Origin of the sequence: Hyphomonas sp. (genome assembly GCF_046313735.1) — a bacterium.
In the GTDB taxonomy this organism is placed as follows: domain Bacteria; phylum Pseudomonadota; class Alphaproteobacteria; order Caulobacterales; family Hyphomonadaceae; genus Hyphomonas.
The window spans coordinates 23,870-37,131 of record NZ_JBKBXW010000015.1 but is presented as its reverse complement, the minus strand read 5'-3'; the positions used below and the strand labels follow the sequence as shown (position 1 = coordinate 37,131).

Sequence of the window (13,262 nt, the reverse complement as noted above, 5' to 3'; positions counted from 1 at the left end):
TCAGCCCCGTGCGCCCGGGAAATGTCAGTCTCCGGCGGCATAGAAACCGAGATTGTCGAGATCGAACCAGGCCGTCTCACCACCGGGACGGCGGACTTCGATACCCACCTGCAGTACATCGAGCCCGCTCCATTCGCCGGATGCGCCAAAATTTGCAGCCGGCTGAAGCGCGCTGAATGGCAGCATCACCGTCTGCCAACCGCCTTCCGCTTCGAAAGCAGCCTCCCAAAGACCGTTCAGCGTCAGCACACGGAGGGTGTAGGCGCCTTCGCCGTGAAACTCGAACCGGATCCCGTCAAAGGCGCTCACATCAGCCGGAATGACCGATCCCCGGCTCAGTGGAAGCAGGACCGCGACCATTGCATTGTCCCGCCGCGCCATCTGTGCACTGACGGAGAGGACATGCCCTCCCCCTTCGCGGGGGCGGCGGAGATGCGTGATCACCGACCGCTCCATGCCAAAATCAAGATCGGTCACCGGCAAGGTGTCGATGGCGGTACGCCTGTCAGCACGCTCGAAATCATCGATCAGCGGCGCAGCCGGACGCGGCGGGAGGGTCGGCGGCAAGGGCGCGGGCGGGTTTGCGGCATCATGGACCACCTTGCCATCCACCAGGACCAGCATGGTCTTCCGGATGTCACTGATCGATTGCCAGGGCTTGCCATCGACCAGCACAAGGTCTGCTCGCTGACCTGGCAGGATGCGGCCCCTGTCATCGCCAAGGCCGAGTGCGTCCGCGCTAGCGGACGTGCCGGCAAGAAGTGCGTCAGTCGGCGACAGGCCGGCAGCAACCAGCAGTTCCAGCTCCCGCAGGGTTGCCTCGCCGTGCCTGAGCCCGCCGATCCCCGCGTCCGTTCCGAGGGCAACAGGAACACCCGCAGCCACAAGGCGGCGCAGGTTTTCCTCGGCGACCTCATATTTCCAGACACGGAACCGCACGGCTGCGTTCTCAAGGTCCAGCTCCGGCGCGCCCGGCCGGCGTGGTTCATAGATTGCGAGCGTGGGCGCATAGGCAAGGCCGGAGGCGGCGATCTCGGCAATCTCTGCCTCTGTCAGGTAGCGGTCCTGCAGGCTATGGGCGATGATGTCGATGCCGGCCCGGGCCGCAATCGCGCCGCGCGATGCTGTCACCGTATGGGTCAGCAGGCGAATGCCATGTGAGTGCGCCTCCTCCGCCAGGGCGGTCAGCGTTTCTTCATTCATGCTGGTTTCTTCGGGCGCGCGCTCATAGCGCCAGCCGTCCGCGAACACTTTGATATAGTCAGGCGCATAGGGCAGCAGCGATTGCACGGCGAGGCGGGCCGATTCCGGCGTGGACGCCCAGAGCGTGGTCGACTGGTCGCCCCAGTCTGCGCCATGCCCGCCGGGCGTGCTCATCCGGGCGATTAGCTTCACATGAGGTGAGGGAATCTGGCCCAGCCATTCGCGGCGGGGCAGATAGGCTTCGGGTGGCTGATGGAAATCGAGCACCGTCGTCACGCCTGCCGCCAGATAGAGCGCCGCGATCTCGGGAAGCGCGGACGGTGTGCCGCGCGGCGTCCAATGCGTGTGCACATCGTACAGGCCCGGCAACAGCGCCCGGCCTGCCCCGTCGATCACCGCCGCACCGTGCGGCGCGCGAACCCTCGGGCCAGCGTCAATAATCCGGCCTTCCCGGATGAGAACAGTGCCGCGCCAGGGCGGTGCGCCAGTTGCGTCGAACACCTCTACATTCGTGATCGCTGTCACGGGCGCCGGCCTTGCTGCGGCAATTGGCAGGAGCAGCAAGGCAATCAGCCCCATGACGAGAACAATCAAAAGGCGGTTCATGCGTGACTCCGATGTATCCAGACGAATCCGCTTGTCGATAGCGGCCGGTTTGATTGTTTAGACGCACCGGAGCAACAAACCCGCTCCCCCGGGGTGAGTATATTCCCTATTGAGGTCAGGCCCTGCTGCGGCTTTAGTCGATGACAGAAAGGTGACACCACCATGCCTCAGCGGCCCCATCCCAGCCAGTCCACTGCCATGCCGGCGCCGAAACTGGATGACTGGGTCAGAACCTATGGCCGAGCGCTGAGAACCTATTTCCAGCGCCGCGCGCCCGGCTTCATGGAGGCCGACGACCTTGTGCAGGAAGTGTTTGCGCGGATGGCCCGTCAGGGGGACCTCGCGGGCATTCAGTCGAGTGAGGCCTACCTGTTCCGGACGGCGCGCAACGTGCTGGTGGACAGTCTGCGCCGCGCTGAGGCGCGCGGCGGCGGGCAATCGGAAACTTTTGATGACGACCGTCACGGTGAGGCGGATTTTGATCCAGAGCGCGTCCTTATTGGTAAGGAGACACTGGATTTGCTGATCAACGCGTTGCACGATTTGCCAGAACCTGTCCGGGCGGCATTCGTTCTTTACCATTTCGAGGAATACCGCCACGCAGAGATTGCGCGGAAACTCGGAGTGGCGGTAAGCACCGTCGAGAAGTACATGTCGCGGGCGAACGCACACCTTTTGCGCCGCCTTGACCTTCGAAAGCGGCCCTGACGGACACAGGATGAAAATGACAACGCCTGCCCGGGACAAGGACGTGCAGACGGCTGCAGCCCGCTGGGACGCCCGGCTGCGCAATCCGCAATGTACCGAGGCGGACCGCGACGAATTCCTTCGCTGGCTGGCTGCGGACCCGGCGCATGAGGAAGCGTTCGAGCAGTTGCGGCAATCGATTACTGCCCTCAGGCAAGTTGCGAACCGCCCGGATCTGAGCGCATTGCGGGCAGCTGCCTTGCGGCAAAACGGATCCGTCTCCGGACGCAGCATGGCGCTCGTCGCAGCCCTCGTTGTCGCCGCAGTTGCGTTCCCGATGGGCGTGATCCTGACGCGGGGACCGGCAGAACAGCCTCCCCTCATTGCTGCCGAAGTGCCGCCGAGCGCCCATGAAACCGCGATTGGCCAGCGCGCCAGCATCACGCTTGAGGATGGCTCAGTGGTCACCCTGAACACAGACAGCCGGATCGAGGTTGGGTACACCGCCGGCGAGCGGCTCATCACGCTCCACAAGGGCCAGGCCCTGTTCGAGGTGGCGCATGATGAGGCGCGCCCCTTTTCGGTGGTCGCCGGGGGTCAGCGCGTTATCGCGCTTGGCACAGTTTTCGATGTGCGGCTGAGCAAGACAGCGGTCGAGGTCGTCCTGGTTGATGGCAAGGTCGCGATCGCAGGAAAAGCGGACCCAGAACCCCGCGCAGGAGATGCTGTCGTCCACCTTACATCAGGTGAGCGCTATGTCGCGTTGCTGGCCGCGGCGGCGCCGGAGGTGAGCCAGGTTGATACCAGCAAGGCGACCAGCTGGAGCAAGGGATTCGTCACATTCGACGATACGCCCCTGGCCGAAGCGCTGGCTGAAATGAACCGCTATTCGACCGTCCAGATCATCGCAGAGGAAGAAGCGCTGACGCAGCTTCGCGTCACCGGCATGTTCCGCAGTGGCCAGCAGGCCCGCTTTGCCGAAGCCCTCGAAGCCTATTTCCCGCTGGAAGCCGAGCGGGACGGTGACACAATCGTGTTGAAAATATCACACCCGTCCTGATTTGTTACGAAGTTGACACAACGCGTGGCGGAATAGGCACGTCCCTGCGTCATCCAGTGTAAGGGCTGAGGAGTCTTCGAACCGTCTCCTGCCAGCCAGGGCTGAGATGAAGCGAATGAGGACAAGATGACGTCTCCGACACAACGGCACAGGCTGAAGCGCACGGCCATGGGCGGCGCTGCGATGACTGCAATCATGACGGGCGCGGCCTTCGCCGAGCCTGTGGAGTTTTCCGTTCCGCCCGGCGCCCTCTCTCAAGCCCTCAATGAATTCTCCCGCCAGAGTTCGCGGGAAATCCTCGTCGCATCCGATCTGGTCAGCGGCAAGCAGAGCGCCGGCCTGAGCGGCCGCTTCGAGCCGGAGGATGCCCTCTCGCATCTGCTCACAAATGCCGGGCTGAGCTACCGGGTCACCCCGTCTGAAGTGTTCCTGATCGATGCCGCATCGACCGAACCTGCAGGCGCAGATCCGGAAATCATCACCGAAGGCAGCCTCGGCGCCGATCCGCTCCTGCGAACAGCAGCTGCAGAGCAGGCGGAGCGGCGGGAACAGACGATTGTCGTGGTCGGATCGCACATCCAGGGCGCCGTCACCACAGCCGCCCTGCCCGTGACGGTCATCGGGGAAGACCAGATCGCCGCGATCGCCGCCGTCTCGGGGGACGACCTGTTCCGGGCCATCCCGCAGATGGGGGATGTGACCTTCAACGCAACCTATCTACCGCAATCCAGCAACGCCGCCCGCGGCGATGTCGGCTCGGTGAACCTGCGCAACCTCGGTGTCGGCAATACCCTCGTCCTCCTGAACGGACGCCGGATGGTTCAGCACCCGACCAGCCGTGCAAACGAGAACCTCGTTCCTGTTCTCACCTACAACACCAACGCGATCCCCACGGCGGGCGTCCGGCGGATCGAAGTCCTCCGTGATGGCGCAGCCGCGATCTATGGCGCTGATGCGGTCGCAGGCGTCGTGAATACGGTGCTCCGGGAAGTCTCGCGGGGCGGAGACATCACCATCCAGTATGGCGGCGCAGAAGGCACAGATCTTCAGCAGGTCGATATCAACGGAACCTTCGGGACAGACTTCGCCGGCGACCGGGGCAATGTCTCCTTCTTCCTCGGCTATACCGACCGCACGGAATTGAAGACTACAGACCAGAATTGGACCGCGACCGCCAACCGGACGAATTTCTTTGAAGGAACTGACTTTGCCGGCGTCGGCACGCTTGACCGCACGAGCGTCATCAGCCCCTGGGGCAATTTCAGCGCACTCGGAACAGGCACGATCACGCGGAATGGTGTCGCGCTGACGACAGCAGCCGGCGCGTTTTCGATCATCCCGTCCGCCAACGGAAACTGCCGCGCACCGATCGGCGACGGCGTCTGCCTGCGGCAGGGCGCGCGCGCCACGACAGGGGCTGACCGCAACACACGCTACGATTTCAATTCTGTCGGCACCTCGCTGATCCCCGATCTTGAGCGGATCAACCTTTTCTCGACCGCGCGGTACGAACTCGACAACGGCGTGACCATGTTCGGCGAGCTCGGCTACTATTATGCAGAGACCAGCGCCGTCCAGCAGTCCTCGACCATGCTGGCGGCAGCGCAAATCACCGTTCCGGCAAGCAATTACTGGAACCCCTTTGGCCCGGTCACCTTCGCAGACGGCACGCCCAACCCGAACCGCCTCTCCGGTCTCAACATTTCGCCGAATGGCGCAAACGTCACCATCACCAGCTACCGGTTTGATGATTTCGGCCTGTCTGCCGTCGATGTCGAGAACCACCAGTTCCGCCTGCTTGGCGGCCTGCGCGGCGAATGGCGCGGATTTGACTGGGAAAGCGCCATCACCTTGTCCCGGGCGAGCGTCCGCGACCAGCAGGACGGCGTCAGCGCAAGCCGCCTGCAGGAAGCCCTCTCCTGGTCCACGCCGGACGCCTACAATCCGTTCAATGGCGGCGATCCCGCAAGCCCCGGCGGGCGGGATGGAAACCTCTCGAACGCTGCGGCCATCAATTATGCAACGATCCGGACCGAGCGCTATTCGCGCACCAAGCTCGGCATGTGGGATCTCAAACTGTCCCGGCCGGATATGTTCAGCCTGCCTGGCGGCAATGTCGGCATGGCAACCGGGCTCGAGCTGCGCCGGGACACGCAGTTCGATGAACGTGATGTCCATGTCGACGGAACCTTCACTTACAGGAACCCGATCACAGGCAATGTCTCGCCAAGCGATCTGATTGGCACGAGTGATACGCCGGATACGCGGGGTTCACGGACGGTGGGAGCTGCCTTCATCGAATTCGCAATCCCCGTCATCTCGCCGGATATGGGCATTCCGCTGGTTGAAAGCGTCGAGATGCAGGTCGCGGGTCGGTATGAAAATTACTCCGACTTCGGAGATATCGCGAAGCCGAAAGTCGCTGCGTCCTGGACCGTGGTCGATGGGCTGCGCTTCCGCGGCTCATGGGCGCAGTCCTTCCGCGCGCCAAACCTTGAACAGGTGAACGCAACGGTCGTCTCGCGCTCCAACACCCGCACGGACTGGGTGCGCTGCGAAGCAGAGCTGCGCGCCGGACGGATCAGCAGTTTCAACGCCTGCACCGGCTTTGGTTTCGCAACGACAGGCCGCCGCGCCGGCAATCCGGACCTGGAGGCCGAAACCGCCGACACATGGACTGTCGGCACGGTCATCCAGCCGCGCTTCCTGCCGGAAAACTTCGGCGTCCTCACCTTCACGGCGGACTATTGGAACGTCGAGCAGGAAGGCCTGATCGGAATCTATGGCGAGGGCAATGCGCTGATCCTCGACTACCTGCTGCGCACGCAAGGCTCGAGCAATCCCGATGTGGTGCGCGCCGCGCCGACACTGGACGAGATCGCCGCCTTTGCCGGCACAGGTCTCGACCCGGTCGGCCGGGTCCTGTTCGTCAATGACGCCTACCGGAACCTTCAACCGCAGACCGTGCGCGGACTTGACCTGTCTGCCGCGCTGGCGCTGCGCGAGACCCCGATCGGGCGCTTCAATTTCGACGTCAATGTCGCGCATCTGATCAAATATGAGCGGGCGCCCTCCCCCGATATTCAGGCTCTGATCGATGCCCGCGACGCCGGACAGATCAACGAGGGCACGATCATTCCGGGCGGCGGCGACCTTCTGCGCCAGAACGGGTCCCCGAAATGGAAGTGGAATGCGTCGATGACCTGGCAGCCCACCGATGCCATCACGGTGGGCGCCTACACCCAGTATACCGGCAGCTTCATTGACACCACCATCGTCAATGCCGGCGAGAACTGGGAAGTCGCAGACCAGCAGACCTTTAACCTCTACGGCCAGTATGCCTTCGAGGACGGCCTTGCCGCCAACACCCGCGTCCGCCTTGGCGTACGCAATATTGGCAACAAGCTGCCGCCCCAGGATTCAAGCTCCACCGGCTTCAATGGCGCCCTCTACCAGCCTTATGGCCGGTACTGGTATGCCAGCGTCCGGAAGGCGTTCTGAGGAAGCGAACCAGACCGCGCCCGGAGCCTGCATATGGCTTCGGGCCGGTCTGAACAGTCTGTCTCGGGCGGACAATAGCCGCCTTCAAAAATGGGAAACATCCCGCTGAGGGCTGGCATTACCAGTTCCACAGGGTGCCATCCTTGAGGCGGGCCACAGGCAGCTGCTTGGGATCGTAGGGGAAGCGCGCGGCAGCCGCTTCATCGATTTCAACGCCTTGGCCGGGCGTTTCGCCGCAATGCAGGTATCCATCATTGAAGCTGTAGTCGTGCGGGAAGACTTCGTCGGTCTCCGGCGTGTGGCGCATGTATTCCTGGATGCCGAAATTCGGGACCCAGGTATCGAAATGCAGCGCAGCGCCCAAGCAGACCGGCGAAAGATCGGTCGCGCCATGGAAGCCCGTGCGGACCTGGTGGAGCGCGGCAAGATCGGCAATCCGCCTCACATGCGTGATGCCGCCAGCGTGAACCAGCGTCGCGCGGATATAGTCGATCAGCTGGTGCTGGATCAGCTCGCGGCAGTCATGGATCGTGTTGAAGACTTCGCCGACCGCGAGCGGCGTAACCGTGTGCTGGCGGATCAGGCGAAAGGCTTCCTGGTTCTCGGCATTCTGATCCCACCCAGCCACAACATGATCCTCGATGCAGCGGCCAGCCCCGCAAGCGTTTCAATCGGCAGCCTGTTCCTCGCTGGAATCATTCCGGGCTTCGTCGCCGGGGGCGCTGATGCTGAACCTCGGCATCGGCCTGCTGACACCGCCTGTCGGATCGCTCCTGTCCATAGCGCTGCCGTCGGGGGCATTCGCGTCGAAGATGCGGTGAAGTCGATCTGGCCATTTTACGGCACACTCATTGCCGTGCTCATCCTGCTCACACTCTTCCCGTCCATCTCGCTCTGGCTGCCGGGGCTTTTCTCATGCCCCCCTCGCGTCTCCCCAGCTGTTCTTTCCGGAGCCAGGAACTTTTCCTACCCGCGTTATGATCGCGATCAGTTGACAACAGGCATCGTCCACCTCGGCACCGGCGCATTTCACCGCGCGCACGAGGCCGCCTGCTTCGATACACTTGCCTGACTCAGAGATATGCGTAGGGGAATTGCGGGCGCAAGCCTCCGGTCTCCCGCCGTGCGCGATCAGCTCATGCCGCAGGGCGGCCTCTACACCCTGCAGACACGCTCCAGCGATCAGAGCGAGTCCCGCATCATCGGTATCATCCGCAAGGTTTTGCTCGCCCCGGAAAGTCCGAAGGCACTGGTCGCCGCGATGACAAACCCGGGCGTGAAGATCGTGACCCTGACCATCACCGAAAAGGGCTACAAGATTGATCCGGGCAGCGGCGCCCCGCGGGAAGACGGCCCGGAACGGCGCAGACCTCAACAACAATCCCTCGCCTGGAAATATCGCAGGCGGCCTGACCACGGTTGTTGAAAAATCCCTCGGAGCCGTCGCCAAGTCCGGCACGAGCCCGCTGAGGGGCGTCTGTCGGTATGCCGAGCAGATTTCGCAACCCGGCTTCGTATTCATGGACAGCCCGGGCTACGATCCCTGCTCAGCGACCGGGCAGATCGCAAGCGGGGCAAACCTGATTGCCTTCACAACCGGACGCGGATCAGTCTTTGGCTCAAAGCCCGCCCCGTGCCTGAAGCCCGCCTCGAACGGCGACCTCGCCCGCCGGATGGCAGGGGATATCGACATCGATTGCTCACCAATTCTCAGCGGCACACCGGTATCGGACCTCGGTGACCTTATCTTTGCGCAAATGATCGAGGCAGCATCCGGAGGCCGGACTGCGTCGGAGCTAAATGGGCTAGGCGATCACGAATTCGTTCCCTGGCAACTTGGCGCCTGGATGTAAGCGCGCGCCGGCGCCACCTCAGCCTTGACGAAAAGAACTCAGAGGATGCGGCAGACGCAAAACGCCGGTAAACTGCCAGCTTGCGCGCCCTGCCGGACGCTGATATAGTATGCAAATGCTCACTCACGAATTGTCCCTGTGTGATATGCCGAGGCTTGCCAGCACGCCCCTCCCTGTTGCGCCCTGCCTGTCAGGGCTCGGGATCGCCCTTCCGCAATCCGAGGTCGCGTCGGAGGAGATCGACCACCGTATTGGCCGCCCTCCCGGCTGGCTGGAAGCCCGCTGCGGGGTCGCGCGCCGCTATGTGGCCGCCCCCGGCGAGACGCAGGAAGCGCTCGGCGCTGCGGCGGCGCGCCGGGCACTCGCCGATGCCGGTCTGGTCATTGAAGATATTGATCTTTTGCTGTTCGGCGCCTCGGTGGGCCGCCAGCCCATTCCGGCGACAGCGCCGCTGATCAAGCGCGAACTCGCCGCCGATGCGCTGACCTTTCCGGCCTATGATGTGAACGCCACCTGCCTCAGCGCACTCGTTGCAGCGGATGTCGCAGCCCTGCATATCGCGGCGGGCCGGGCGCGGCATGTCCTTGTCGTCACTTCGGAAATTGCCTCGCGCGCCCTGCCTTGGAGGGACGCGCCGGAAACCGCCGGCCTGTTCAGCGACGGGGCCGCAGCGATCATCTTGAGCGCGCCAGGTGCCCGCAAGGCCGGCCCGCTCGGGCGGCTGACACATTTCCGGATGGAGACTTTTGCGCAGGGCTATGAAGCCTGCCAGCTGCCCGCCGGCGGCACCCGACTCGATTACCACGCCGATCCGGACACCTTCGGGCGCAGCGCGTGGTTTCAGATGGACGGGCGCGCGCTCTATCGCTTGACGGCTGCGGCGCTGCCCGGATTCCTCGATCGGTTTCTCGATACAGTCGGCCTTCGCAGGCAGGACATCGATCTCGTCATCCCGCATCAGGCGAGCCCGCACGCCCTCGCGCACATCATACGCCGAGGAGGATTCAAGCCCGGCCTTGTGTTCGACCGGGTCCGCCTGATCGGAAATCAGGTCGCAGCGTCGCTCCCCATCGCGCTGGAACTGGCGCGCCAGGAGGGCCGGATCAGCGCGAAACAGCGTATCCTGCTGATCGGAACCTCCGCTGGCGTCTCGCTCGGCGCCGCGCTGCTCGAGACCTGAACGAATGAGCACCTTTGCTGTTACCGGGGCCACCGGCTTTCTCGGCGGGGCGCTCGTCCGGGCGCTGCTGGCGGGGGATGCAGATGTCGTCGCCATAGGCCGGAACCGGCAGAAACTCGCTGCGTTGGCAGAAATGGGCGCGCGCACATTGGCGCATGATCTCTCAAAGGGCCCTCCGGCGGACGGGTCTCCTGTTCACGCAGCCGTGCATTGTGCCGCGCTATCCTCCGCGTGGGGACGGCCGCAGGATTTCGCCTCCGCGAACATCGCAGGCACGCGGGCCGCTCTCGAGTATGCAGTCGATGCGGGGGCAAAGCGCTTCGTTCACATCTCAACGCCAAGCGTGTATTTCCGGTTCTGCGACCAGCGCCTCGTCCCCGAGGATCACCCCCTGCCCACTCCGGTCAACATGTATGCGCAGACCAAGCGCATTGCCGAGGAACTGGTGCTTTCAGAAACCCGGCTCGATGCCGTGATCCTGCGCCCCCGGGGGCTCTATGGCGCCGGGGACACAGCGCTGCTGCCGCGGCTGCTCAAGGCGGCAAGGCAGGGTCCGCTGCCACTCATCAATGACGGCGCCGCAGAGACGGACCTGACCCATGTGGACGATGCCGTCGCCGCGATCCTTGCAGCCCTGAGGGCTCCGGGAAATCTGCCGCAAAAGGTCTACAACGTCTCCAGCGGAGAGGCGATCCGTGTGCGGCAGATTGCAGACCTGGCCGCCAGGGAGGCAGGTTGCACCATCCGCTGGCGGCCCATGCCCCGGCGCCTGCTGATCGCCGCCGCACGCGGACTGGAAGCGGCCGCACGCCTGCACCCGCGCCGGCCCGAACCGCGCCTGACAGCCTATAGTGCAGGGCTGTTTGCCTACACCCAGACGCTCGACATCACGGCTGCTCGGCACGCGCTCGGCTGGCGCCCGCAGATCGCCTTCGATGAAGGCCTGCGCCGCACCTTTGGAAAGACGTGATGATTGAAGACCTTTCCTTCCCGGACAGCGCCGGTGTGTATGTACCAGAGCGGCTTGTCCTGCGCGGCGGCAGCTGGCGATGGATCCGCCTCGCTGTGCGCTATGCGCGATTCCGCCATCCGGTCGCTGGCCCGTGCCTGATCGATACCGGCTACTCTGCCCGCGTGACGAAGGGGCCAAGGTCCCTGCCCCTGTCGCTCTATGCCGCGATCCTCCGGCCCGCCCTTACAGAGAGCGCGTTGCCGCAAGCATCTCCCGACATTCGCGCGATCCTGCTGACCCATCTGCATGCGGATCATGTATCGGCGCTTCGCGACTACCCGGACGCGTCCATCTATGCAGACGCCGCAGGCACAGCACACGTCCTGAAGACTGGCGCCTTTTCCCGGCTGCGCCACGGGGTCTTTGGTGAACTTCTGCCCGAGGATTTTGAGACCCGCCTTGTTCCGCTATCCTCGGTCCTAACCGTGGCGGCGCCTTTCGGCCTCGGTCCCGCGCAGGATGTCTTCGGCGACGGGGAAGTCCTCGCCATCCCGCTGCCCGGCCATATGCGCGGCCATACGGGCTATCTCTTTGCGCGCCAGGATCCGCCCCTGCTTTATGCCGGGGATGCAGACTGGCTGTGGACCTCGATCCGCGAGGCGCGCGCACCAGGCCCGCCTGCTCGCTGGATTCTGGATGATCCGTCTGCGGCCGAACAGACATCCGGGCGCCTTCGGGCCTTTGCGGCCGCAGGCGGCAGGATTGTCCTCTGCCATGATCCGGAGCCGGCCTGATGAAAGCCGCCGCTTTGACCCTCTACGCATTCTGGCGCGCGCAGGCGCGGGCTAGGCGCCTTTCCTCGGCTGAAGCGGTCCGGGACTTGCAAGCCCGGCGTCTTCGGCACTTCCTGGATAATGTCGCTCCCCGGGCCGCCGCCTTCACAGGCATGAAGGGCCGCCCTCTCACAGAGTTCCCGGTCATGGACAAGTCCGTCCTTATGTCCGGTTTTCACCGATACAATGCCCCTGGCATAACCTCGGATCAGGCATGGGCAGCGTTTGAGACCACTGGCCGCATCGGGCGCCACTCTGTCGGCGCCAGCACTGGCACAAGCGGCAATCGCGGCCTCTATGTAATCAGCGAAGCGGAACGCTATCTCTGGCTCGGCACATTGCTCGCAAAGGCCTTGCCCGATGCAATCCGCCGCGCCTACCGGGTCGCCGTCATGCTGCCCACCTCGAGCCGCCTCTATGAGGCCGCCAACGAAACCGGCCGCCTCGCGCTGAAATTCTTCGACCTCAAGGACGGGCTGGATACCCTGATCCCTGCGGTCGCCAAGTTCGCACCGGACGTCATCGTCGCACCGCCACATGCCCTGCTCGCTCTTGCCCGTGCAGACGCGGCGCTGAGGCCCGATGCTATATTCTCGGGCGCCGAAGTGCTCGAGATGCACGACCGAAAGGAAATCGAAGCCCGGTTCGGATTGACGGTTCGCGAGATCTATATGGCAACAGAAGGCTTGTTCGGTGTCGCCTGCGCACACGGGACACTGCATCTTTGCGAGGACTGCGTGGCCTTTGAATGGGAAGACGAAGGCGGCCTTTCCAAACCCCTGATAACGGACTTCACACGGCGAACGCAGATGATGGTCCGTTACCGGATGAACGATCTGTTGCAGCTCTCTGCCGCCCCCTGTACCTGCGGATCACCCCTGCAGGCTGTCAGCGCCATTGCTGGACGCCTTGATGATTGTTTCGTGTTGCCGGGGCTTTCGGGGCAACCAATAACCATCACGCCGGATATCCTGCGCAATGCAATTGTCAGTGCTGATCGCCGGATCAGTGATTTCCGTCTGGTTCAAGAGGGCGAGACAGCGTTGCGCCTTGCCTTGCCGCCAGGCTTTGCGGACCTGCTCCCAGCGGCAGAGGCATCCGTACAAACCCTTCTGAACCGACTCGGCGCAAAAGCCAGCATTACCGCTGCGACAGAGCGGCTTACGCTCCTGCCCGGCTCAAAACTGCGTCGCATTCACCGAGCCTGGTCACCCACGCGATGACACCCCTCTGCATATCGCCCGGATGGTATCCGATCTGCAGGCTGACCGCTCCTGGCAAACAGCCAGGAATGATCACGCTGGCGGGCCAGGAGTTACTTGTTCAGTGCACACCCGCAGGCACGCCAACACTCCTGCGGGCGAGTGACCGCTCCCTCTGGCCTTCA

10 protein-coding genes and 2 pseudogenes are annotated in these 13,262 nt (G+C 63.8%); 10 read left to right on the top strand and 2 right to left on the bottom strand.

Annotated elements, in window-relative coordinates; translation table 11 throughout:
* Positions 1-24 precede the first annotated feature (24 nt).
* Positions 25-1,809 carry an amidohydrolase family protein gene (locus ACK4SV_RS08920; protein WP_409917471.1) on the bottom strand — a complete coding sequence of 595 codons (1,785 nt, stop codon included), beginning with the start codon at positions 1,807-1,809 and terminating at the stop codon, positions 25-27.
* A 162-nt stretch (positions 1,810-1,971) separates the two neighbouring features.
* Between ACK4SV_RS08920 and ACK4SV_RS08915 the strand changes: the two genes are divergently transcribed.
* From ACK4SV_RS08915 to ACK4SV_RS08905, 3 genes are all read left to right on the top strand, one after another.
* The gene (locus ACK4SV_RS08915; RefSeq protein ID WP_409917470.1) at positions 1,972-2,517 is read left to right on the top strand and encodes an RNA polymerase sigma factor; all 546 of its coding nucleotides are present in this window, start codon (positions 1,972-1,974) and stop codon (positions 2,515-2,517) included.
* A gap of 16 nt (positions 2,518-2,533) precedes the next feature.
* A complete protein-coding gene (locus ACK4SV_RS08910) occupies positions 2,534-3,556 on the top strand; it encodes a FecR family protein (RefSeq protein WP_409917469.1) in 1,023 nt (340 codons plus the stop codon).
* A 126-nt stretch (positions 3,557-3,682) separates the two neighbouring features.
* The gene (locus ACK4SV_RS08905; RefSeq protein ID WP_409917468.1) at positions 3,683-7,057 is read left to right on the top strand and encodes a TonB-dependent receptor domain-containing protein; all 3,375 of its coding nucleotides are present in this window, start codon (positions 3,683-3,685) and stop codon (positions 7,055-7,057) included.
* A gap of 118 nt (positions 7,058-7,175) precedes the next feature.
* On the opposite strand, the pseudogene ACK4SV_RS08900 reads toward ACK4SV_RS08905, so the two are convergent.
* Positions 7,176-7,664: pseudogene (locus ACK4SV_RS08900) on the bottom strand (enolase C-terminal domain-like protein); the annotation flags it as partial.
* A gap of 24 nt (positions 7,665-7,688) precedes the next feature.
* On the opposite strand from ACK4SV_RS08900, the gene ACK4SV_RS08895 reads away from it, so the two are divergent.
* From ACK4SV_RS08895 to ACK4SV_RS08865, 7 genes and pseudogenes are all read left to right on the top strand, one after another.
* A complete protein-coding gene (locus tag ACK4SV_RS08895) occupies positions 7,689-8,129 on the top strand; it encodes a hypothetical protein (RefSeq protein WP_409917467.1) in 441 nt (146 codons plus the stop codon).
* Between the two features lie 51 nt (positions 8,130-8,180).
* Positions 8,181-8,483 (top strand): hypothetical protein, encoded by a 303-nt coding sequence (locus ACK4SV_RS08890; protein WP_409917466.1) that lies wholly within the window; start codon positions 8,181-8,183, stop codon positions 8,481-8,483.
* Positions 8,398-8,910, top strand: a pseudogene (locus tag ACK4SV_RS08885) (altronate dehydratase); the annotation flags it as partial. The gene ACK4SV_RS08890 and the pseudogene ACK4SV_RS08885, both read left to right, overlap by 86 nt.
* A 109-nt stretch (positions 8,911-9,019) precedes the next feature.
* Complete coding sequence (locus ACK4SV_RS08880) at positions 9,020-10,090, top strand: 3-oxoacyl-ACP synthase III family protein (RefSeq protein WP_409917465.1); 1,071 nt, start codon at positions 9,020-9,022, stop codon at positions 10,088-10,090.
* A 4-nt stretch (positions 10,091-10,094) separates the two neighbouring features.
* On the top strand, positions 10,095-11,060 hold the full coding sequence (locus tag ACK4SV_RS08875; RefSeq protein WP_409917464.1) for an NAD-dependent epimerase/dehydratase family protein: 966 nt from the start codon (positions 10,095-10,097) through the stop codon (positions 11,058-11,060).
* A complete protein-coding gene (locus tag ACK4SV_RS08870) occupies positions 11,060-11,836 on the top strand; it encodes an MBL fold metallo-hydrolase (RefSeq protein WP_409917463.1) in 777 nt (258 codons plus the stop codon). The genes ACK4SV_RS08875 and ACK4SV_RS08870 overlap by 1 nt, the downstream gene beginning before the upstream one ends.
* A complete protein-coding gene (locus tag ACK4SV_RS08865; protein ID WP_409917462.1) occupies positions 11,836-13,098 on the top strand; it encodes a F390 synthetase-related protein in 1,263 nt (420 codons plus the stop codon). Before ACK4SV_RS08870 ends, ACK4SV_RS08865 begins: the two co-directional genes overlap by 1 nt.
* Positions 13,099-13,262 lie beyond the last annotated feature (164 nt).

Coding starts and splice junctions, on each gene's coding strand:
- ACK4SV_RS08920 (WP_409917471.1), bottom strand. CDS start 1,809: ATGAACCGCCTTTTGATTGTTCTCGTCATGGGGCTGATTGCCTTGCTG.
- ACK4SV_RS08915 (WP_409917470.1), top strand. CDS start 1,972: ATGCCTCAGCGGCCCCATCCCAGCCAGTCCACTGCCATGCCGGCGCCG.
- ACK4SV_RS08910 (WP_409917469.1), top strand. CDS start 2,534: ATGACAACGCCTGCCCGGGACAAGGACGTGCAGACGGCTGCAGCCCGC.
- ACK4SV_RS08905 (WP_409917468.1), top strand. CDS start 3,683: ATGACGTCTCCGACACAACGGCACAGGCTGAAGCGCACGGCCATGGGC.
- ACK4SV_RS08895 (WP_409917467.1), top strand. CDS start 7,689: ATGATCCTCGATGCAGCGGCCAGCCCCGCAAGCGTTTCAATCGGCAGC.
- ACK4SV_RS08880 (WP_409917465.1), top strand. CDS start 9,020: ATGCAAATGCTCACTCACGAATTGTCCCTGTGTGATATGCCGAGGCTT.
- ACK4SV_RS08875 (WP_409917464.1), top strand. CDS start 10,095: ATGAGCACCTTTGCTGTTACCGGGGCCACCGGCTTTCTCGGCGGGGCG.
- ACK4SV_RS08870 (WP_409917463.1), top strand. CDS start 11,060: ATGATTGAAGACCTTTCCTTCCCGGACAGCGCCGGTGTGTATGTACCA.
- ACK4SV_RS08865 (WP_409917462.1), top strand. CDS start 11,836: ATGAAAGCCGCCGCTTTGACCCTCTACGCATTCTGGCGCGCGCAGGCG.